Source organism: Catellatospora tritici (genome assembly GCF_019083965.1).
Taxonomy (GTDB): domain Bacteria; phylum Actinomycetota; class Actinomycetes; order Mycobacteriales; family Micromonosporaceae; genus Catellatospora; species Catellatospora tritici.
Genome location: NZ_JAHRCY010000045.1, coordinates 1 through 21,774, shown reverse-complemented (window position 1 = coordinate 21,774; position 21,774 = coordinate 1). Strand labels below are relative to the sequence as shown.

Sequence of the window (21,774 nt, the reverse complement as noted above, 5' to 3'; positions counted from 1 at the left end):
GACGGCGTCGCGGTTTCGCAATGAAACCATGAGAACCCCGTTCCTGGATACGGGGTGACCCTCACCCCGTTGGCGCACAGTAAAGCAGTGCTTTCGTACGCGCGGGGGGCGGCAAATCGTGCCCGGGCACGGCGCCCGGGGTACGCATCCCCGACCGCGGTCGCAAGTGCAGCTAAGCCCGCGATAAGATCGAGTAATTTCGATCGCTCGATGGCAGCGCGGTGAGCGACGAGCGCCTGGATGCCCGGCCAGAACTGGGCTATTGGCGTTGCTGTGTAGGGGATTCCGGCGGTTCTGGGGGACCGGCCCCCATTCATCGCCGATTGACCCATTGCCGAGCCCCTATTAAGGGCGTCGTCATCCGGATGCGATCTGCCGAACCCTCGCCGGGACATCGAAGGATTCCTCCAGGTGCGATCTTGGTTGGCGTCGGTCGTGATTCGACCGAGACGCTCTCGCGAGGAGTGCCGTGTTCGACCGCAGCACAAGGGCGCGTCGGCTACGGGGATGGTGCGGATCGCGGCGATGGTGACCGCGATCGTCGCGGTCGGCCCGTGGGGTGCCATCGCCACCGCCGCCTTGGAGGGCAGTACCACTGTCTCCGGCGTACAGGTCGACTCGTCCGTCGCCCGCCATATCAGGACCGACATCACCCGCTGTGAGCTGCCGATACGTCCCGCGTCCTCGGTCGCCAGCCGTCGTCGTTGGTCATCGCTTGACGGCTCCACGACGGCCCAGTCCACATTCCAACGGCTTAGGGACGGCGCCCGGCAGCTACAGCGGTTCCTCAAGTACAGGTGAGGCGGGTCGAACGGGGCTGCAAGGACCGCCGGTCACCGATCGTGACCTGGGTAGACTCTGGCGTCGTCGGTCATCGTTGGCCGACTCAAGGCGGCCTCTGACGGCCTAGATTCGGCCTGACTGCGACACCAGTGGCTGGCCTGACCCGAGCCGAGCGAGAAGACGAGCCGGCCGCCGCGCGCTTCCTATGCCCCCAGCCGAATAGGTCGCAGCAAGTAGCGGTCCGCTGCCGCGGTGGCTCAGGGCGAACTCAACTCATCTTCGATCGCGGTCTCGGCGGCGACGGCCACTGGCGACGCGCAGGCCTGCGCCGCCACGAACGCAGGCATGGAGAGGCGGCTGACTGCGACGGGAACAGCGGTACGAGCCGGGGGCGCGGTGCGTCCCCGGCTCGTGGGACGGTCAGCCCGAGGCGGCCTGCACCTCCACGGGGATGTGCACGGTGGTCTGGTCCACCTCCGAGGTCCGCACGGTCACCGCGACGTCCCACCGGCCCGGCAGGGGCAGCGTGGCGAGTGCCGCGTAGTGACCGAGCTGGCCTGCGCCCATGTCAACCGGCATCGGACCGACTGTCGGCTCCGCCAGGCTGAGCGTGACGCGCACCTGTGGCACGTCTCGCGGATCGCCCGCGTCGTCCAACACCGACAGGTGCAGCACGGCACGGCCCACCTGCGCCGGCTGCAGCTCCAGGACGACCGAGCCGCTCACCGAGCCCGCGCGGAACGGCGCCGACGCCGGAGTCGGAGCCGCGCCGGGGGCTGAGGGGCGCCCGGCGGTCGCAGTCCGCGCGGCGGCAAGCGCAACCGCGGCCGGCTGGGTCGTCACGAGCATGCTCGACAGCCCCAGCACCGCGATCGCGACCACGGTCTCGACGACCGTCTGCCGGCGCAGCCGGAAGACCTGCTCCGCATCGGGGCCCTTCCGCGCGCCGTGCGTGCCGGGGTCGGCGCGATCGGCGGCGTAGTTCCGGCGGACCCAGGACCTGGCCGCAGCGCCGAGCGCGACGAGCAGTACCACCAGTCCCAGCTTCGCCAGCAGGAGGTGGCCGTAGGTCGTGCCGCCGAGCGCGGGCACCGACCGCACCTGCCGCCATCCGGCGTAGACGCCGGTCAGCACCAGCAGCCCCACACACGCGACCGCGACCCGGGAGAACACCGGAACGGCGGTTCGCAGGGCGGCGACGTCGCGTGCGGGAAGCAGCGCGCCGGCGAGCACGGCGAGCCCGCCGATCCACACGCTCATGGCGACCAGATGGACGACATCCATCGAGACCGCGAGCGATGCGTCCGTGCCGACACTGCTGTGGGTGGCGATGCTCCACGTGGCCGCCAACGCCGTGTCCACGGCCAGCACGCCGGCCACGGCGAGCCGGCGTACGCGGGGCTTGCGCTCCCGGGCGTGCCTGACCAGCGCTACCAGCACAGGGATGAGGAGCACGAGCAGGATGAGCCGCACAGCCAGCGCCGTGCCCGCCCTCGTCTGCAGGATCTGCCACAGCAGGCCCGCGTCCAGCGCCGCGTCGAGCCCCACGCCGCGTGCCGATGCCGCGTAGCACAGCAGGCACAGCAGCGTGCTGCCCGCCAGCGCCGCCCATCCGCCCCACAGCATGCGCCGCACCCGGCGGTATCGGACACCCGCCGGCCATAGCCATGCCGTGAACAGCGTGGCTCCACCGACCAGCGCCAGCATGGCGAAGGCGGACCACCGGGCCAGCGTGTACACCAGATCGGTCACTCCCCGGCCGGCCTGCGGCGCGGCGCCCTTCGCAGGCGAGGCCGCGGCCGGTCCCCCTGCGCCGACGGTGAACGCGAAGGCCCCCTCGACCGGATGGGTGTCGGCCGACAGCGCCCGCCAGGCGACGGTGTGCACGCCCGACGCGAGCCTGCCGGGGATGCCGACGACGATCGTCGTAGGATCGCCCGGCGGCTGGACAGGCGCCTGCGTCGCGATGACCGCGCCGGAGGCGTCGAGCAGGCGGACCTCGCCAAGACCGACCGAGACCTGCTCGCTGAACTGCAGCACCACCTGTTCGGGCGACGTCGCCAGCACGGCGCCGTTGGCGGGCACGGTGGCCACCAGATACGCGTGTGCCCACGCGGGTGCCGGCCACATCACGGGGACCGCACCGAGGAGCACCGCTGCCAGGACCATGGCGAGCCGCCAGGACCGGTATCGCGCTGGGGACGCCGCCGTCATCAGGACTGCCCTGCTCGTGATTTCGCGCCGGCCGGCACGGCGAGGCGACGCCCGTTCACCTGCGCCGGTCCGCCGGAACCGCTGTCGGCGGAGGAGGAGGGCACGGGCCCGCCCCGTCGCCGCAGCGGGGCGACCGCGAGCAGCAGTGCCAGGAGCCCGAGACCGACCCCCGTCCAACCCAGCACTCGGCCGACGGGATCGGCCACCGCGGCGGCCGGCCCGGCGGAGGTCGCCACGGTCACCGCAGGGGCGGGATGTTCCGGCCGCGGCGCTCCGGCCGCGGCGGGCGGGTCGATCCAGCGCACGACCTCACCGTCGGAGTATGTCTGCAGCGCCTTGAACATCAAGGTCGTCGTCGACTTGGGCAGTGGTCCGACGGAAATGTCGAATGTCTGGAACTCTCCCGGGCCGATGGCGCTGTCCTGCCAGATGATCGAGGTCACGGGCTGGGCTGCGGCGGGCTCGCCGCCGGTGGGAGTCGCGGTGGCGCCCGGTTGCCGGTTCACGGTGATGGTCCAGCCCGGCATCGGCCGGACCGAGACCCCGGTGACCGGGTGGTCGGCGGGGAACACGACCTCCAGTCGGGTAGTCGACGCGGTCGGGCGTTCGTTGGGAACCTTGAAGGAAAAGGTGCCGTAGCCGCCGGCTGTGGCGGTCGACGGGGTCACCGTCACATGTGCGGCGGACGGTGAACCGTGCAGCAGTACGGCGGCGGCGGCGGCCGATGCCACGACGGTGGCTCTGACGAGCAGGCGGGACACGAAGGTGGGTCGCGACGGCATGTATCACACTCCGGAATGGGTCTTGGGCGCAGCAGGAGCTGCGGCCGTGCCGGCCGGGAGCCGGCACGGCCGCAGGGTGTTACGCGGTCACCTCGAGGGTCGTGACCAGGCCGGTCATCCCGTTCGGGCCCTCGGCGTGCGAGAAGATGTGGCAGTGCAGCAGCCAGGTTCCGGTGACCTTGGGTTGGGCGACGATGTCGTAGGTCTGGCCGACCGCCACGGTGAGCGTGTCGGCGATGTATGGCGTGGTCAGCTTGTTGCCGTCCTGAGCGACCACCTGGAACGTCATGCCGTGCAGATGTATCGGGTGCAGCATCTCCGGCCCGGTGCCGATGAGCCTGATGTGGACGCGCTGGTTCACCTTCGCGGTGAGCGGCACGGTGGCCGGGTAGGACTTGCCGTTGAGGGTGAAGCCGTTGGCGCCGTCACCGATCTCCAGCGTGTAGTGCTTGTCCGCGGCGATGTCGCCGAGGGTGGGTGTGACCAGCAGGGCCCCGTACAGGCCCTTGCCTACCTGGGTGCCGCCCATGTGGGTGTGGTACCAGTGGGTGCCGGTGCTGACCGCCGTCCACTGGTAGGTGTAGACCTCGCCGGGCATGATCGGCGGCTGGGTGAGATGCGGCACCCCGTCCTGGTCGTTGGGCAGCTGCATCCCGTGCCAATGCAATCCGGTGTGCTCGGGTAGCTGGTTCTCGACGACGACGCGTACCTTGTCTCCTTCGTTGATCTTGATGGTGGGCCCGGGGATGATGCCGTTGAAGGCGTATGCCGGTCTGACGTCCCCTGGCTTGACCTCCCACGAAACCGGGGCCATACACAGCAGGAAGACCTTCGTGCCGTCGGCCGCGGTGGTGAACGTCGCGAGCCGGGTGCCGTCGTTCTGGGCGGCTCCGACGGTCGGGTTCGCGCAGGGCAGCGGCCCGCTGGGCGACGCCGAGGGGGACGGGGCGCCGCTCGCCGACGCCGACGGTGACGGGGGCGGCGACGTGGACGGTGGTGGTGATGCCGACCGTGATGGCGACGGTGAGGCGGCCGTGCTCGGCGTGGGGCTCGGGCTGGTCGGTGTGCTGGTGACGATGATGGTGCCGGTCATGAACGGATGCAGGGTGCAGTGGTAGGCGAACGTTCCGGCGGTGGCGAAGGTGAAGGTGAAGGTTCCGCCGGGGGCGAGGTTGCCCGAACTGAAGGCGCCGCCGTCGGCGCTGACCGTGTGACTGGTGCCGTCGGTCTCCTGGTTGACCCAGGTGACGCTGTCGCCGACTGCCACGGTGAGGCTCGCCGGGCTGAAGGCGAAGCCCTGCACCGTGACGGTGTGGTTGGCGGCGTAGGCGGTGTTGGCGGCGACCATCACCAGGCTCCCGACGATGACGGCGAACGCCGTCGCCGCGGCCGCTACGGTGCGGCGGGTGCGCGGCTGCGTGCGATCCAGCGCGGTACGAAGGCGGCTGGCCAGCCGCCGGTCGAGGGGGTTCGGATCAGACATGGGCGGACTCCACGTGTGCGGTCAGCGAGGTGAGCCGATCCGGTGCTTTCGCACCGGGTGTAGCCTCGATGGGGGCGACAACCCCGGATCGGGGGAGGGACCGCGTGCGATGCGGTCCCTCCCCCGCCGGGTTCGCCGGGAGGCGAACAGGCAGGGACATCAGCAGGCTTCGGGGTTGATGGGGTTGAGCTGACGACAGGTCAGCTGGCTTGCCACCTCGGCCGGAGCGTTCTGGACCCAGCCGTTGTAGACGATCGGGTAGGCGAAGACGCCCTGGCCGCCCATGCCGTTGTACGCGACCACCGGGTCGTCGTTGGCGGTGCCGGGCGCCTGGTCGAGGACGAACTTGCCTACGATCGCGGCATCGGCCGGATTGCCGTCGCCGTTGGGATCGGCGTCGATGACGGCCACGCTGTTGGCGAACTTGCTGGAGACGTAGGCGTAGTAGCCGCCGCCCTGCTTGGCGCCGAAGTTGATGCCGTGGCAACCCGAGTCGCACGGCAGGTACTTGACCACCTTGTCCGTGTCCGGGTCGATGACCGCGATATTGCTGGTGAGAGTGTTCGCGACCAGCACCGCCTGGCCGTCGGGGCTGGTCGGAAGCTGGATCGGCAGTCCGCCGAACGCTCCCGAATTGGCCCCGGTGACCGGGTCGTACGTAGCCCACAGGTCGATGGCCTTGTTGTTGACCAGTGTGCCGGCATCGCTGTGGCAGGCGTTGGCGGCCAGCGACACGCACGAGACGGTCTGGCCCAGGAAGTTGGCCACGTACGCCTTCGAACTGTCGGGCGTCATGCTCGTGGCGATGGGCAGTTGGCCGGTGGCTCCCTTGGTCATGTCCCCACTGGTCTGCGTGAGGTCCTGGAAGATCGCCGCGTCGTTGTTGTTGGTATTGGGTGTGATCATCTTGCGGCCGTCCGCGCTCATCCAGTGCGCGTGCGGATGGGCCGGCTTCTCTCCGGCGAACTGGGTCATCAGCCGCCGTTCGATGCCGGTGCCGCCCGGTGCGACCTCGACCACCTGATTACCGCCGTTGATCGCGATATGCAGCTGATCGGTGTCGACCCTGGTCATCACATGGGACGGATCCGGACCGACCTGCAGCGTACGGACGAGCGCGCCGGTACGCCGGTCGAACACGGTCAGGCGGTCGGAGAACCATTCCGTCTGGTAGATGAAGTTGCCGTTGCGGTCCGTCCACATGTTGTGCGGGTTGTTCATGTTGATCTGCGGCAGCGCCACGGTCCGTGCGACCGTCCAGTTCTGGACGTCGATCTTCGTGGCGACGCCCGGTTTGGTCTTGCCTGCCGTCATGGCCATCTGCGCGTCGATCCACACCTCGCCCACGCCGGGTACGGCCGGCCGCTGCGTCAGCGCGGGCAGGTCGACGCCCTCGGTGAACAGGGACTGGTAGTAGGCGTCCAGGTTCGGGACGAGCACCGGAGACTCCGCCGCGTCGTACATCAGGATCGGTGCGGGAGGGTAGGTGGGGTCCCAGTGCTTGGAGACCGTGTTGCTGAAGGTCTGCCAGTTGCCGGGTGAGGTGAGCCGGAAGAACTTCTGGACCAGCTGCTGGACGATGTTGGAGTTGCTCGGCACGACGAGGTTGCCGCCGCGGGCGTTGACGACGAGCTTGCGACCGAAGTCGAGCCCGGGGGTCAGCGGGTCGTCGACGACCACCGCACCCAGCATGTACGGGTGCACCTTGCACACCCAGGCGTAGAGCCCGGGTTCGGTGAGCTGCTTGCTCACGTCACCGGCGAACGCGCTCGTCTGATCGATCGGTTGGGATCCGTAGGGGTAGATCAGGCTCGTCACGGTGTGCGTCGCCGCCGCGTCCGGTGCGCCGACATGGAACTGGGCGTTCGGCGACAGGCTCAGGTTCGGCGTCGACAACGCCTGCAGGGCCGCCAGCTGGTTCATCAGGTCGATGCCGACTGGAAGCGTGCCCAGGTTGAGGGGGACGTCTGCCGGCGCGTTCTGCAGTTGCGTGACCAGGGCGTTGATGTCCTGCTTGGCCTTCTGCACGTTCGGGTTGAGGAAGCCGAGCAGGCCGCCGGACAGGTCCACCGCGTTGGTGAGCGTGTCCAGATTGACTAGCGGGTTGCTCCCGCCGGGCAGGCCGCCCAACACCGTGCCCAGCGGCAGGTTCTGCAGCAGGGCCGATACGCCGGTGTTGTTGAGAAGGCCGTTCACGTCCAGCGGCAACGAACTCAGCCCGGTCCGGGGCAGTACCGCGACACCGAGTGACTTGGTGCCGAACAGCGTGAGGCCGGTGTCGTACCACGACCCGTTGTTGTCGGTGAGCTTGAACTGAATCGGCAGCGGACCGGCGCCGGCGCCCGACGCCGACGAGGGCACCGGACTGAAGCCGAGGAAGGCCAGGGCCACGGCCAGGGCCGTACCGACGGCGAGCCGACGTCTGCGCACGCGCCGGATTCGGCGACGGTCGGATGGAGGGTCTTCGACGTGCATGTTCTCTCCTGGGTAAGGAGGAGCCCTGACCCGATGTCAGGGCGAGCCCCGTAAATCGGAACCCATGAATACGAAATCGATGCCGTATTAACATGGGGGCGCGCCCAGGAAAAGCTGCCGTTACGGCATGCGCCCAACACGGTAAGCGTCATCGTGCTCCCGCGGAAACGATGCTTCACGGCGCTCACAATGCGCCGGAGAGAATTGCCAGAGAGCGGCTCGACGCGGCGTCCACCTGCGGAGCAGCTCTCGATAAAACAATATTCACGTACGTGCCGGCGCAGTCCACCCTTCATGCGGGTTGTATATTTACCCGAATAGGCGGCGGCCACCCCCCTTTCCCGGGCTACCTGGTTCAACCGTCGCCCGTCGGGCGCGCCGGGAGGCCGTGTGCGGCAACCGCCGCCCGTCCATCGAGTCGGTGTGCGCCGAGGGCGAGCCGGTGTCGTACGAGTCCAGGCTCATCCTCGGCGAAATCGATCACGCCTGGTCCTGCACGCAGATCGCCCTGTAGCGTGCGTCTATCTCACGCCCTGTTCAGGTGACAACTGCAGCTCGGTTGTCATAGTGGGCGTACCGTGCCCGTCGAAGGTGGACCGCAAGCGCAACCCGCACCGCCCCGGCATCGCGTGGCGGCAGCGTACGGTAGCGGCGATCGTGGCCAACCCGCGCTACACCCGGCCGCCAGGCGTGGAACCGGCAGCGCACCACCGCTACCCCACCGACGGCATCATCCCTGGCGTCGCCGGGGTGCGGAAGCTGGCACCGTCCCAAGGGTGGGCGATCTCCGACAAGCCAGCCCATGAGGCACTCGTGACCGAGGTCGACTTCGTCGCGGCCCAGAAGATCTCCGCTCGGACGCAGCCAGTCGACGGAAGCCACACCTACCTGCTGGTCGGGTTGCTGCGCTGCGGGGCTTGCGGACGCAGCATGGACCCGCAGTCCAGCCACGGCAACCCCGCCTACCGCTGCCGCCATGGCCACACCAGCGCCCACACCGCCGGAATGCGTCAGGCCAGGAACCTCTACCTACGCGAGGACGTCATCATCGGCCGGATCCTCGCCCAGATGCGCACACTCACCAGCCGCGACGCCGGGATCAAGGAGGACATCGCGAGGCTGCAGCAGAACCGGAACACGGTCGAGTTGATCGCGTTCCTGCGCGCCCAGAACATGATGATCGAATGCCACACGGCGAGCGCCTGGCTCGAGCCCGATCAGACTAAGTCGATCACCATAAGTACGCCCACCAAAGCCGCGAAACGCGAGAGGCGAGCCCCGCGGCAGCGCAACCAGCAGAACAAGCAAGAGCGAGGCATCGTCTAAGACGAATGCCTCGCGGGGATTAGCGTGTCCGAGGGGCAGCACAAACCAAAACCCAACCAGGTCCGACGCTGTCAACGTCGATCCAGTTGATCTAGCGCCTGCTCGCGGCGGCGTTCCGGGTCTCGACACTTCACGGTGGAGCAGCTCCTGGGGGCGCCCGCCTTGCCAGCCCTTATAAATTTGTGGGCTCTTCTCCCCCTCTTCGCTCCTGTTTTAGGTCTGCATAGAGCGTATCCACCGCAGTCCGCGGTGCCCATTTGGTCACCCTACAGGGGTTACACTGCAGAGCCTTCCTCCTTCACCCATTGAGCGATGGCGTGGTAGTCCGCGACGGTGAGGCCGAGCGTGGGTCCACGCGATGCAGGAGGGCCGGAGCGCCGTAGTTCGTTGCCACCCACTTCCGGTCGGCGTCGGTGATCTCATCGTCGACCCATACGAACAGGCGTCCCGCGGCCCACTCGACGAGGCTGCGCGTCTTCCAGTGCAGCCGACCGGTGTCGTCATCCTCGTCCGGCCAGACGACGATGGGCAACTGAGGCAAGCCGAGCCGCGGCGCGAGCACCTCGTTCGCCTCGGCCATCCAGGTCGTGGCCCAAACCAAGTCGCAAGACAACGCGGCCAGGCGACGGCCGTGTTCGGGGTCGAGCCCGGCCAGCAGCGGGTTGGCATCATCGTCCATCTGCCGAGCGGCGCCAGCGAACGGGCAAGAGCGTCCCATCCATGTCGAGGAACAACAGCGGACGCACACCGATCCCGTGTTCGGCCGGGCGGCGCACGACCGCCTCACCGAAGTCCTCATCCGGCCAGATATGGTCCGCGGCCCAGTCCAGCCACTCGTGCGGTGGTTCGTCAGCCCGGAAGAACGCGATACTTGCCTCCTCGTCCATGCCGGCGGACTCCCACCAGTGCCACCAGGTGCCATTCGCCGTAGCCCATGCGCCAGCCGATGCTGTACCGCTCGATATCCGGGTACGCCCGCCACGGCGGCAGAACTCGCCCATGGGCATCAAGCTGCTCGCGAACGGCTGCATCGAGGAGTTCCCGCGTCCGGTCATCCACCGTCGATCCGTCTCAGTTCAGTTCGGTGACAGGTCACGCCCAACGCGACACGTTCCAGTCCTGCGGAAGGTTTCCACCGCAGGCGGCGCAGGCGAAGTCATCGTCTTTGATGATATTGGTCTGATCGTCGGGCTGGCACTGGCCAGCACCCACGGTGACGGGCCCGCGTGCGCGAAGCAGCGGTAGCGCAGATGCTGGCCAAGCCAGCAGCAGAACTCGTACCTTTCCTGGTGCTTCGTACCAGCGACTGGGTCAAGCAGGTACGCGACCGGGCCCGCGCCGGGCTCGCTCTCTGCTCGCCGACGACCCGGCCGGCACGCTCCACGTCGATGGGACCAAAGGCCCGATGTACGAGGCGAGGCCGCCGGCTGGTGTGTCGGCGACCTCGGTTGATTTCAGCGTCGTAGTTCAGCAGAGCCCTTCGCAGCCGCCGGGCGGCGGACCGTTCCAGCCGTCGCGGGGGTTGGGCAGTCCGGGGTGGACCTCGGGCTGCGCCGTGACGACCCTCGGCTCGACGAGCAGGAACACCTCGCCGTACGACTCGTCGACCAGCATGATGGTGCCAGGGTCCTGCGGGTTGCCGGCGCCGTCGTCGGACACCGGGGCGGTCCAGCCTTCGACGACCGTGACGGCGGCGCCGCGGGTGCGCAGCACGTTGTCGATGTATTCCTGGCTGACCATGTTGCCGTAGGCGTATTCCGGGTCGATGTAGTGCTCCTTCGAGGCGCAGTGCGATCCACTGGCGTCGCATGACGTGGTCGTGGTGGTGGAGGTGACCTCGCCGTTCTTCGACCTGTATTCGTTCGTCACGGTCTTGGTGACACCGATGATGTTGCCGTCGGCGTCGAGGGTGTTCTCCGTCTTGACGGTCTCGGTGGTGACCTGCCCCTCCGGGTAGATCAGCGACTCGGTCGTGGTGGACGTCAGCACGGTGCCGGCGGGGTTGGTGGTGGTCTCCGCTGTAACCACGACGAGGAAGCCGTCCTCCTCCCAGCTGTCGGCGATCTTGACCGTGTTGTTGCCGGAGGTGCCGTCGGCGTTGATGGTCCCGGTGATGTAGCCCTGCTCGATCTTCATCGTCAGGTCCCTGGAGCCGTCGTTGAAGTACGTGGTGCGGTCGCCGGTCTTGGGGTCCGTCGAAGAGCCGATCACCCCGCCCCGGGCCGCGTGGTCGTTCTTGTCGCCGGCGCTGAGCAGGCTTTGGCCGATCCCGGCGATCCGAGGCTCAAACGTCGACGCGCCCGGCGTCGGGTGGTCGAGGCCGAGCGAGAAGCCGCTGTCGGGCGAGATGCCCATCTTGGCCATCAGCTCGCCGGAGATGCCGAGCCGGGTCAGCGCGTCGCCGCGTTTGTGCAGCGGGAACGCGCCCAGCGGGTCGACGCCGAGCTTCTCGCGCAACTCCATGATCTCGGCCGGGAATGCGATCAGGCTGGCCAGGCCGTACTCAAAGGACGGCAGTTTCCGGTCGAGCAGCAGTTCCGCGATGAGGTCCAGCCCGGGCCGGCTTCTTGGGTCGGCAGGATCGGTGCCGGCCTGGATCTCGTCGGCGTCACATACGCCGTCGTTGTCTGAGTCGACGACGGTCCACGCGACGTAGCAGCCGGTCGGGTCGCACAGGCGCAGCGTCTGATATTTCGGACGCGGCTCCTCGGCGGCTTGGGCGCGGACAGCGCCGCCCATCGCGAGCACACCGGCGAGGCCGGCTGCCATGGATACTCTGAGCATCGTGCGGGCCATGGCGCAAACGATGGCACCGGACTTGCGGCCGCGCCATCCGCTGTCGTCCATCCGCCAGTGAACAGCCCGACTGTCTGCGGTTACCCCTGGTTCGCGCCCTTAACTCAGCTCGTGGCACGCGCCTACTTCACCCGTCTCATGGACGAGGGCGGGGCGATGCTGTGGGGTCGCGTCACCTACGAGATGATGGAGAGCTACTGGCCGGCCGTCGCCCGCGGCGACGAGGAAGCCCCGCCGGCCATGCGCGAGTGGGCGGTCAAGCTGGAGGCCAAACCCAAGTACGTGGTGTCGTCGACGCGCAAGGACTTCCCGTGGACCAACAGCCACCACATCGCCGGCGATCTGCGCGAGGGCGTGCAGAAGCTCAAGGACGCGACCCCGGCCGGGGTCCTCCTGGGAAGCGGCAAGCTCGCGACCGAGCTCGACCGGCTGGACCAGATCGACGAGTACAAGCTGCTCGTCCACCCCAGGATCGCCAGCCACTGGCCCGACGCTGTACCAGGGCGGTGAGCCCATGAGTGCGCCTTCGGGGAGACGCCGGGCGAGGTTCGAGACCACCGTCGAGCAGGGTCGGCGGTCGGGGTTCGCCGGTGCGGTGCTGGTCACGGAGGATCGGCCGGTTACCGTTGCCGGTGTGCGAGCGGAGGCGGGCGAGACGGTCGGCTTCTGCGTGCTGGGTTCGATCCGGGTGGTCCGCGCCGGTGCCGAGCTGCCGCTGGGGGCCCGCCAGCAGCGTCTGGTGCTGGCGTTGCTGCTGGCCAGGGCGGGTTCACCGGTCTCCCTGGACGAGCTGGTCAGCCTGCTCTGGGACGAGGAGGCTCCGGTGAACTCCGTGAACGTCGTGCACCGCCATATCGGGGTGCTGCGGCGGCTGCTCGAACCCGGCCTGCCCACCCGGGCGGCCGGGCGGCACATCCTGCGGGAGCTGTCGGGCTATCGGCTGCGCGCCGATGAGGAGTCCCTTGACCTGCTGAGGTTCCGGTCACTGAGTCGGCTGGCGAGCCGGCGCCTGCAGGACGGCGACCCGGAGTCGGCGCTGCGGCATTCCCTCGACGGGCTGCGGCTGTGGCGTGGTCGGTGTGCGGCGGGTCTGGAACCGGCTTCCCGTCTGCATCCGGCGTTCCTGGCCGTGGAGGCCGAGCGCGCCCAGGCTGTTCGCGAGGCCGCCGACGCGGCCGAGCGTTGCGGTCGGCTGGGCGCGGTGCTGGCGCCATTGCGGCAGGTCGCCGAGCAGCATCCGCTCGACGAGTCGCTGCAGAGCCGGTTGCTGCTGGCGCTGGCCGCCGACGGCCGCCAGGCTGAAGCCGTCGAGATGTACCGGGTGGTGCGGCGTCGGCTGACTGAGGACCTGGGCGTCGAGCCGGGTGAGGAGCTGCGGGAGGCGTACGACCGGCTGCTGCACCAGCGCACCCGGCCGGAGCGTACCGAGTCGCCCCTATTGCCCCGGCCCGCGCAGCTCCCGCCGGACCTGCCCTCTTTCACCGGCCGGGACGATCTCATCGCCGGGGCCCGCGCGGCGGTCGCGCGTCCGGGCGGGCCGACGGTGCTGGCGATCGACGGCATGCCCGGGATCGGCAAGACCGCCTTGGCCGTCCGCCTCGCCCACGAGTTCGCCGCGGACTACCCCGACGGACAGCTCTACGTCGACCTTCGCGGCTACGACGGGTGGGGCCCGGTGATGAGCCCGGCTGAGGCGCTGCGTGGTTTCCTCGGGTCGCTCGGGGTGTCCCAGGACAGCATTCCCGTGGAGCTGCACGCTCAGGCGGGCATGTACCGCAGCAGGCTGGCGGGTCGGCGTGTGCTGGTCGTGTTGGACAACTGCCGCGACGCCGAACAGATCCGGCACCTGCTGCCGGGCAGCGCCGGCTGTCTGGTGATCGTCACCAGCCGCAGCCGACTGAGCGCCCTGCTGACCACGGTCGGCGCTCATCCGCTGCCGGTCGGCCTGCCAAGCGTCGGTGAGGCCCGGGCGATGCTGTCGGGGCTGCTGGGCGCGGGCCGCGTCGCGGCGGATCCGGCTGCGGTCGACGCCGTCGTCACCGGCTGCGGGCGGCTGCCGCTGGCGCTGGCGGTGGCGGCCGCCCGCGCGGTGAGCCTGCCGCCGACGCCATTGGCGCAGCTCGCGGCCGATCTGGCCCAGGCACCCGGTAGCCTCGACGGCTTCGGCAGCGACGACCCGCAGACCGGCCTGCGTGCCGGCTTCTCGTGGTCCTACCGGGCGCTGTCGGCTCCGGCTGCCCGGCTCTTCCGGCTGCTGCCGCTGCTGCCCGGCCCCGACGTCTCGGTCGCCGGGGCGGCGGCGCTGGCGGGCGTCGCGCTGCGCGTTGCGCGGGTGCTGCTGGGTGAGCTGAGCCGCGCACATCTGGTCAGCGAGGACGCGCCGGGTCGTTATCGCACCCACGTCCTGCTGCTGGCTTATGCCGCAGAGCTGGGCGAATACCACGACAGCCCGGCCGAGCGGGCCGCCGCGCGGCTGCGCTGTCTGCATTTGCACCGGGCCGTCAGGTAGCAGCCGCGTCGGCGGTCACCTCGCATCAGTGACCGATTGCGGATGGTGACGGCACTAAATCCGCACTTATACGTCAGTCCAATCGCATCCATGATCCCTAGGCTCGTGTCTCACTCACCCGTCGCACCTGCCTGTGGGGGAACATCGTGCTGCTGGCACCCGATGAATCAGCCGCCGCCCCGGCTGAGCGCATGACCGCGCTGCACGCCGACCACGCCGCTGCCCTGCTGCGCGTGCTGCTCGTGCTGACGCACGGTCAGCGGCAGACCGCCGAGGACCTGCTGCAGGAGACGATGCTGCGGGCCTGGCGGCACCTCGACGCGGTGCCGACCGAGACCGACGCGGCTCGCCGGTGGCTGCTCACCGTCGCCCGGCGGCTGGTCATCGACGGCGTACGGCTGCGGCTCAACCGCCCGGCCGAGGTCCATCTGCTCGACATGACCTGGATTCCCGCCGATGACGACACCACCGGCACCGCGCTGGCGTCGCACACGATCCGGCAGGCGCTCGGACGGCTGAGTCCGGCGCAACGCAGGCTGCTGCGCGAGGTGTACCTGGTCGGTCGGTCGCAGCAGGAGGTGGCGGGCCGGTTGGGCATGCCGGTCGGCACGGTGAAGTCCCGGACCCACCATGCGCTGTGCGCGTTGCGGACCAGCCTCAAAGCGGCCTGAGACGAGCGGCACCGGCCTGCGGTTCCCACCCTGAGCGTTAGTTCACAGCAGCGCAAGGCCCGCTGGTCACGCGTCACGAGCCGTGCCACGCTACGGCGATCGTGACCACCTGCCCCACCTGGATCGCAAGATGACCGGCCCGCTCTCCTTCGCCGTCCTCGGCCCGGTGCGGGCCTGGCGCGGAAAATCCGAGATCGACCTCGGCACCCGGCAGCAGCGGCTGATCCTCGCGCTGCTGCTCGCCCGGGGCGGCGGCGCGGTCAGCGTCGCCGAGTTCATCGACCTGCTCTGGGAGGCCGACCCTCCACCCAGCGCGGTCAACGTGGTGCACCGGCACGTCGGGATGCTCCGGCGCCGCTTCGAACCGGGTCTGCCGGTACGGGCAGCGGGCACGGTGCTGGTCCGCGACGGTTGCGAATACCGGCTACGGGTCGACAGCGAGTCGCTGGACCTGCTCCGTTTCCGGCGCCTGGTCGCACTGGCCGGTAGCAGTTCCGGCGAGCCGGCCGTCGAGCTGTACCGGCAGGCGCTGGCGCTGTGGCGGGACCGGTGCGCCTCGGGCCTGCACGCCGACGGCCGGACGCATCCGGAGTTCGCGGCGGTCGACGGCGAGTGGTTCACGGCCGTCCGGGCGGCGACCGACGCCGCGCTGCGGGACGGGGGCATCCACGGGGTGCTGCCGGCGATCCGAATGGCCGCCGAGCACGAGCCCCTGGACGAGGCGCTGCAGGCGCGGCTGCTGCTCGCGCTCGCCGCGGACGGTCGGCGGGCCGAGGCGCTGGCCGCCTACGCCGACATCGAGCACCGGCTCGCCGATGAGCTCGGTATCCGGCCGGGCGTCGAGCTGCGCGCGGCCCGGGCCAGCCTGCTCGACCACGACGCTGCCGTACCGGCCCGGGCCGAGGCGCCCGCGCAGCTGCCGCCCGACCATCCCTTCTTCTCCGGCCGCCGCGACGTCATCGCCGCCGCGGAGGGGCTGCTGGTGGGCGATCCGCGGACCGCGGCGCTGGTCATCGACGGGATGCCGGGCGTCGGTAAGACCACACTCGCGGTGCACCTGGCCCACCGGTTGACCGCCCGCTACCCCGACGGGCAGCTGCACGCCGACCTGCGCGGTTTCGACTCCGGCGACTCGGTGATGACGCCGTCGGAGGCGCTGCGCGGCTTCCTGTGGTCGCTCGGGGTCGCTCCGGCCGCGATCCCGGCTGAGCTGCACGCCCAGGCCGGTCTCTACCGCAGCATCCTGGCCGAGCGCCGGATGCTGATCCTGCTCGACAACTGCCGCGACTGGGACCAGATCCGGCACCTGCTGCCCGGTACCGGTGGCAGCCTCGTCATCGCCACCAGCCGCCGCCGCATCAGCGGTGCCGCGGGTGCGCACGCGCTGCACCTCGACCTGCTGACCGACGCCGAGGCCCGCGAGCTGCTGATGCGTCGGCTGGGTGACGCGGTGGCCGCCGACCCGGCCGCGGTCGGCGAGATCATCGCGCGGTGTGGGCGGCTGCCGCTGGCGCTGGCGCTGGTCGCCACCCGCAGTGTCGGCCGGCCGGGGCTCAGCCTGCCCGCGGTCGTCGGTGAGCTGGCCGGGGCCGACGGTCGGCTGGCCGGCTTCGGTGACGCGTACGCCGACCTGGAAGCGATCTTCTCCTGGTCCTACCGGGCCCTGACGCCCGAGGCTGCCTGGCTGTTCCGGCTGCTGCCCCTGCATCCGGCGGCGGAGCTGAGCACGGAGGCCGCGGCCGCGCTGTGCGGACTGCCGCCGCGCTGCGCCCGTGGGCTGCTCGCCGAGTTGGGCGCGCAGATGCTGGTCCAGCCGGGCAACGGTCGGTGGCGGATGCACGACCTGTTGCGCGCCTACGCCATGGAGCTGGGTGAGGAGCATGACGACGCGGCCGAGCGGGACGCCGCCGTGGCTCGTGTCTACGACTATTACCAGCTGAGTGCGTACGCGGCGCATCTGCACGTGCTGCCGCAGGTGCCGCTGCCGCGGCCAGAGCCGTCCGGGCACGGGGTCACCGGGCGCGGGTTCACGGGCAGGACGGACGCGATGGCCTGGTTCGCCGCCGAGCAGCGGGTGCTGACCGACATCGTCGCGCGGGCCGGGCAGCGCGGTCGTCCTCGTACGGCTTGGCGGATCGCGTTGGCGATGCAGAACTTCTTCCAGGACACCGCGCAGTTCAAGCAGTGGGCGGCGGTGGCGGGCGCCGGCCTGGCTGCGGCCGGTGACGATCCGGCGGCCCAGGCGCTGCTGCACCGCAGCCTCGCGGGCGCCTGCTACTACCTGGCCGAGCTGGACCGCGGGTTGTCGCACCTGCAGCACGCGGGGGCGATCCTCGACCGGCTCGGCCTGCGTACGGAGCAGGGCCATGTCGAGAACAACATCGCCGAGATCCGGCTGCACCAGAGGCGTTATCGCGAAGCGATCGGGCATGCGGAGGCGGCGCGGGCGCTGTTCGACGCCGAGGGCAATGTGCGGGGCGCCACCACCGCGCTGCTGGCCGTCGCGCGGGCGCAGGGTCGGCTCGGCCGGCACTCCGAGGCGCTGGGCATGTTCACGCAGGCGCAGGAGCAGTTCGAGGCCCTTGGCGACCTGCACGGGGTGGGCACCACCCAGGCGTGGCTGGCGCACACGTACTCGATGACCGGCGACGTGCCGCACGCGATGGCGGTCTGGCAGCAGGCGATCGACACCTTCCGTGGCGCCGGGGCCGCCCATCACACCGCGGAGGTGCTGGTCGCCGTCGGTGACTTCCACAGCGCCAGCGGTGAGGCCGCGTTGGCCGGGCAGGCGTGGGCCGAGGCGCTGGCCGAGCTCGACGGGACAGACTCGCCGATGGCCCGGCAGATCCGCGACCGGCTGGCCGGGCGGCGGTGATCCGGACGCGGCGCCGGCGGGCGCCGCGTCCGGGTCCGGTCCTCAGTACCGGTAGGCGCGGATGATGGTCTGCTTGACCGTGTTGCCGCCGCTGTCGGTCGCGGCGGCGCGCAGGGAGACGAAGCCGGTGCCGGTCGGGTTGCGCACCCAGGCCACCGCCTGCTCGCCGATACGCAGCACGGGCAGCTTCTGCCAGGTCTGGCCGTCGTCGAAGGACGCCTCGACGGTCAGGGCCCTGGTCCGGCCCCGGGCCGCCCCGACCTGACGGTCGATGGAGATCGGGATGGCGAACATCCGGCCGGCGGGTGCCCGGTTGTCGATGTCGAGCTCCGGGGTGTACCGGATCGCGGTCAGCGGCAGTTTCACCAGGTCGCCGTCTGCCACGTGCCCGGACTTGAACGTCCACTCGGCCTCGACCACGGTCGACAGGGTGAACGCCGGGTCGCTGCGGAAGGTCGCGGCCAGCCGGTAGTCACCGGTCTGCGCGGGCACCTGCCACGCGTAGGGCACCTCGTTCGCGGCGCCGATCTCGACCCCGTCGCGGTAGAGGTTCACCTGGACGTCGCCGCCGCGGACGTGCCGGAAGCCCATGTGCCCGGCGCCGTCGCCGTGCAGCGGTCCGGGGCCGCCGATGGTGTCGCCCCAGTAGCGGGTGGCGTACTGCTGGCCGAAGTTCGGCTGTGGGTAGACCGGCCCAACCACCGCGTTGGCCCACTTCACCGTGTACGTGTGCCCGGGCTTGAAGCCGGTCCAGTCCGACTGGTAGTACGTGTACCTGCTCTGGGCCGAGGTCGACTGCCACACCGTCTGCTTGTCCTGGTTGTAGTACTCGGTGATGGTGCTGGGCACGTCGTAGGTGAAGCTGGGCTGGATGTTGCGCTCGTCGCGGTACACCGGCGAGTTGCCCGGGGCGTGGGCGACCGCGGTGCGCGCGACCGGCACCCCGGCCACGTCCGCGCTGATCTGGGAGCGGACCGTGGCGAAGTCGCCCGCGCGCAGCCTACGGGTGAGACCGGCCATCATCCTCTGCGGCTCGTACAGGTAGACGCGGTAGACGTACGGGCTGTTGTGCAGGCTGCCGTCCTCGGCGACCTGGCCCCAGATCCCGTGGACGTAGGAGACGAAGCCGGGCGTACGGCCGGTCCCGATCTGCGCGGTCCGCAGGTGGTCGAAGGGGAAGTTCATCAGCACGCCGTACGGGTCGTTGCTGCCCCAGATCTGCGGTTGCTCGGTCCGGATCGTCCAGCCGGAGTCCGGGAAGACCAGGGTCGCCTTCGGGTCGGGCACCGACACCTCGACCGGCTTGGCCGCGCGGCTGTCGACGGTGAGTGCCTGGTCCCTGGTCAGGTCGAGGGTCGGGCGCACCATCGAGGTGATGTCCGGCAGGAACGGGTCGCCGGTCAGCAGGTAGGTCTGGACCAGGTAACGGCCCGCGCGAACCCGGAAGCGGGTGGCCGACGGGTCGTCGAGCACCAGCAGGGTCTGCCGGTCCAGGTCCATCAGGACGGTCACCCAGCCCTGCTCGGCCGTGGGTGCGCCGCCGTCGGGGCCGACGAGGTCGAGGGTCAGCTGGTGGCGGGCGACGTCGAGCGCGACCGGGGTCTGTACCTGCGCGCCGCTGCCGGTGGCGGTGACCTCGCCGCCGAAGTAGCGGTCGGGCAGGTCCGTGCCGGCCTGCACGGTGACGGTCACGGTGGCCCTGCCGCCGGCGGGGACGGTCACCGAGGAGGCGCTGAGGCTGAACAGGCCGGCGGGCGCGGGGGCGCCGTCGGCGTCCTTGGCGTCGAGGGAGACGGCCAGGGTGAGGGGCGAGGAGCCGCTGTTGGCGTACGTGATGGTGCTGTTCTGTGCGGTGGCGGTGCGGTCGAAGGCGACGCTGACCGGGCTGGCGGTGACCGTCTGCCCGATGGCCCGGGCGACGTCGAGGAAGCCCGCGCCCTGCTCGTAGACGCCGATGGCGGCGTTGGGCTGCGCGGCCGCCATCAGCGTGGACTTGACGCGGTCGGGGGTCCAGTCCGGGTGCTGCTGGAAGAGCAGCGCTGCCGCGCCGGCCACGTGCGGGGTCGCCATCGAGGTGCCGGACAGGCTGGCGTACTGCGGGTTCTCGTCGGCGGGCCACAGGTCGGAGGTGGTGCTGCGGGCGGCGACGATGCCGACACCGGGAGCGGTGATGTCCGGCTTGATGCCGGCGTCGCTCGCGCGCGGGCCGCGGCTGGAGAACTCGGCTAGTTCACCGGTCTTGGTCACCGCGCCGACGGTCAGCGCCTCGGTCACGCTGCCGGGCGAGTTCACGGTGGCCTCGCCGTCCAGGCCGGAGTTGCCCGCGGCGACGACGAACAGGATGCCGTAGCGGTGGGTGAGGTCGGCCAGGGCGGCCTCGATCGGGTCGGTCGCCGGGCTGTCCGGGCCGCCGAGGCTCATGTTGGCGACCTTGACGCCCTGCTGCGCCACCCAGGTCATACCGGCCAGGATCGCCGACTCGGGACAGCCCTCCAGGGTGCAGACCTTGGCGCTGTAGAGGGTCGCCTCGGGTGCCATGCCCTTGTACCGGCCCTGTGACGCGGCGGCGGTGCCGGCGATGGTGGAGGCGACGTGGGTGCCGTGGCCGACCCGGTCGAGGGTGTCGGGGTCGGTGGTGAAGTTCTGCGCGGCGGCGACGCGGTCGGCCAGGTCCGGGTGGGTCTGGTCGATGCCGGTGTCGATCACGCCGATCTTCACGCCCGTTCCGGTGAGGCCGGCCTGCCAGGCTTGCGGTGCGCCGGTCAGCGGGACGCTGACGTCGAGGGTGGGCTGGCGCAGCCCGTCGAGCCAGATCTTGTCGTACCCGGCCCGCAGGCGCCGCTCGCTGCCGCTGTCGGCGGCGGTGATGCTGTTCCAGAAGGCCACCGCGTCGGCGCGGTTCTCGGCGACGGCGCTGGCCCCGGAGAGCTGCCGGGTGGTCCGGGCGCCGGTGAGACCGGTGGTGGTGCTGCTGTGCTGGACGATGAGCGGCAGCGCGGTCCGGGTGTCGTCGTAGCCGAAGCCGACCAGTGTCGAGATGTCGAAGAGCCGCTCGTCGAGCTTGCCCCGGTTGAGCAGGCTGACGGCGTCGGCGGGGATGACCAGGACGTCCTTGCCGGCGCTGTGGGTGATGAACGGGATCCGTTCCCGTCCCTTGCCCGGCACGACGGTGACTGCCGTCTGGCCGTCAACGGTGCTGACGTGGATGGTGTCGCCGGTGAGCAGGGTGACCGTCCGGGGTTTGGCGGCGACCGGGGGTGTGGTCGACGGTGTGGGCACCAGGGTCTGCGCCGACGCCGGCGAACCGCCCGGGGCCGCCGCCGAGACGCCCAGCACCAGCAGTGCCAGCGCCGATAACGCGCGAACTGACCGCATCATTCTCCCTTGGAGGTAACGAGAGGAATCCGGGTGCTCCAGACGTGAACAGCAGGCAAAAGTTCTTTCACGTGACCTGGATCACAAAGATCACCCGGCGCGGAACCAGTTCAGGACGGTCGTTGGCGTCTACTCCCCGGTCTGGCGAGCCGGCTTTGGTGATCCCGGTGCGGATGAACGCCAGGATCTCCGGCCACCAGGTCTGCACGGTGGTGGCCAGACGCTCCAGCTCGGGCAGGCCGGACTCGGCACAGCGGCGGTAGAACCGGTAGAGCTCGCGGCCGAAGATGCGAACGCTCGGCGTGCTGAAGCCCTCCAAGGCGTCGACCTTCAGCCCGCTCAGCATCGATCGACGAGCTACCGCCTCATCGACGCCGGCCCTCACCCCAACCCAGCGAAGGCGTCGGACGGCAGGCGCCTGCACAGGCTCGAGCCGGACCCCTCAACCGCGCCGGTGGTGCAGCGCATTTACCGGGAGTTCGTGC

13 protein-coding genes and 2 pseudogenes are annotated in these 21,774 nt (G+C 70.2%); 6 read left to right on the top strand and 9 right to left on the bottom strand.

Translation table 11 applies throughout. The features are described 5' to 3' along the window. Nucleotides 1–1,203: 1,203 nt before the first annotated feature. The 4 genes from KUA19_RS42040 to KUA19_RS42025 all read right to left on the bottom strand — a co-directional run bounded on the left by KUA19_RS42040 (nt 1,204) and on the right by KUA19_RS42025 (nt 7,692). A complete protein-coding gene (locus KUA19_RS42040; RefSeq protein WP_254550965.1) occupies nt 1,204–2,913 on the bottom strand; it encodes a copper resistance CopC/CopD family protein in 1,710 nt (569 codons plus the stop codon). Nucleotides 2,914–2,996: 83 nt separating this feature from the next. After that, nucleotides 2,997–3,779, bottom strand: coding sequence for a YcnI family protein (locus KUA19_RS42035; RefSeq protein WP_217405607.1), 783 nt, complete (start codon nt 3,777–3,779; stop codon nt 2,997–2,999). 79 nt (nt 3,780–3,858) lie between these two features. Beyond that, a complete protein-coding gene (locus KUA19_RS42030) occupies nt 3,859–5,262 on the bottom strand; it encodes a multicopper oxidase domain-containing protein (protein ID WP_254550960.1) in 1,404 nt (467 codons plus the stop codon). Between the two features lie 159 nt (nt 5,263–5,421). After that, nucleotides 5,422–7,692 (bottom strand): copper oxidase, encoded by a 2,271-nt coding sequence (locus KUA19_RS42025; protein WP_217405605.1) that lies wholly within the window; start codon nt 7,690–7,692, stop codon nt 5,422–5,424. Nucleotides 7,693–8,328: 636 nt separating this feature from the next. Here KUA19_RS42025 and KUA19_RS44900 point away from each other — a divergent pair. Next, a complete protein-coding gene (locus tag KUA19_RS44900) occupies nt 8,329–9,063 on the top strand; it encodes a recombinase zinc ribbon domain-containing protein (RefSeq protein WP_217405603.1) in 735 nt (244 codons plus the stop codon). Nucleotides 9,064–9,361: 298 nt separating this feature from the next. Here KUA19_RS44900 and KUA19_RS43725 read toward each other — a convergent pair whose 3' ends face one another. Both KUA19_RS43725 and KUA19_RS45210 read right to left on the bottom strand, forming a co-directional pair. Next, nucleotides 9,362–9,742, bottom strand: coding sequence for an HAD domain-containing protein (locus tag KUA19_RS43725; RefSeq protein WP_254550959.1), 381 nt, complete (start codon nt 9,740–9,742; stop codon nt 9,362–9,364). Next, the gene (locus KUA19_RS45210) at nt 9,732–9,950 is read right to left on the bottom strand and encodes a hypothetical protein (RefSeq protein WP_254550958.1); all 219 of its coding nucleotides are present in this window, start codon (nt 9,948–9,950) and stop codon (nt 9,732–9,734) included. The genes KUA19_RS43725 and KUA19_RS45210 overlap by 11 nt, the downstream gene beginning before the upstream one ends. 112 nt (nt 9,951–10,062) lie before the next feature. On the opposite strand from KUA19_RS45210, the gene KUA19_RS42010 reads away from it, so the two are divergent. Next, nucleotides 10,063–10,308, top strand: a complete 246-nt coding sequence (locus KUA19_RS42010; RefSeq protein ID WP_217405626.1) for a hypothetical protein — start codon at nt 10,063–10,065, stop codon at nt 10,306–10,308. A 222-nt stretch (nt 10,309–10,530) separates the two neighbouring features. Here the strand turns inward: KUA19_RS42010 and KUA19_RS42005 are convergent, their stop codons facing one another. Further along, nucleotides 10,531–11,832 (bottom strand): thrombospondin type 3 repeat-containing protein, encoded by a 1,302-nt coding sequence (locus KUA19_RS42005; protein ID WP_217405601.1) that lies wholly within the window; start codon nt 11,830–11,832, stop codon nt 10,531–10,533. A gap of 147 nt (nt 11,833–11,979) precedes the next feature. Between KUA19_RS42005 and KUA19_RS42000 the strand changes: the two are divergent. The 4 genes and pseudogenes from KUA19_RS42000 to KUA19_RS41980 form a co-directional block, all read left to right on the top strand. Continuing rightward, a pseudogene (locus tag KUA19_RS42000) lies at nt 11,980–12,373 on the top strand (dihydrofolate reductase family protein); the annotation flags it as partial. Nucleotides 12,374–12,493: 120 nt separating this feature from the next. Then, nucleotides 12,494–14,368: an AfsR/SARP family transcriptional regulator gene (locus KUA19_RS43715; protein WP_308167963.1), complete on the top strand. Its 1,875-nt coding sequence runs from the start codon at nt 12,494–12,496 to the stop codon at nt 14,366–14,368. 191 nt (nt 14,369–14,559) lie between these two features. Continuing rightward, nucleotides 14,560–15,039 carry a sigma-70 family RNA polymerase sigma factor gene (locus tag KUA19_RS41985; RefSeq protein ID WP_217405599.1) on the top strand — a complete coding sequence of 160 codons (480 nt, stop codon included), beginning with the start codon at nt 14,560–14,562 and terminating at the stop codon, nt 15,037–15,039. 130 nt (nt 15,040–15,169) lie between these two features. Next, nucleotides 15,170–17,914: an AfsR/SARP family transcriptional regulator gene (locus KUA19_RS41980; RefSeq protein WP_217405598.1), complete on the top strand. Its 2,745-nt coding sequence runs from the start codon at nt 15,170–15,172 to the stop codon at nt 17,912–17,914. A 42-nt stretch (nt 17,915–17,956) separates the two neighbouring features. Here KUA19_RS41980 and KUA19_RS44365 read toward each other — a convergent pair whose 3' ends face one another. Both KUA19_RS44365 and KUA19_RS45275 read right to left on the bottom strand, forming a co-directional pair. Beyond that, complete coding sequence (locus KUA19_RS44365) at nt 17,957–21,289, bottom strand: S8 family peptidase (protein ID WP_217405596.1); 3,333 nt, start codon at nt 21,287–21,289, stop codon at nt 17,957–17,959. A 145-nt stretch (nt 21,290–21,434) separates the two neighbouring features. Then, nucleotides 21,435–21,569: pseudogene (locus tag KUA19_RS45275) on the bottom strand (transposase); the annotation flags it as partial. Nucleotides 21,570–21,774 lie beyond the last annotated feature (205 nt).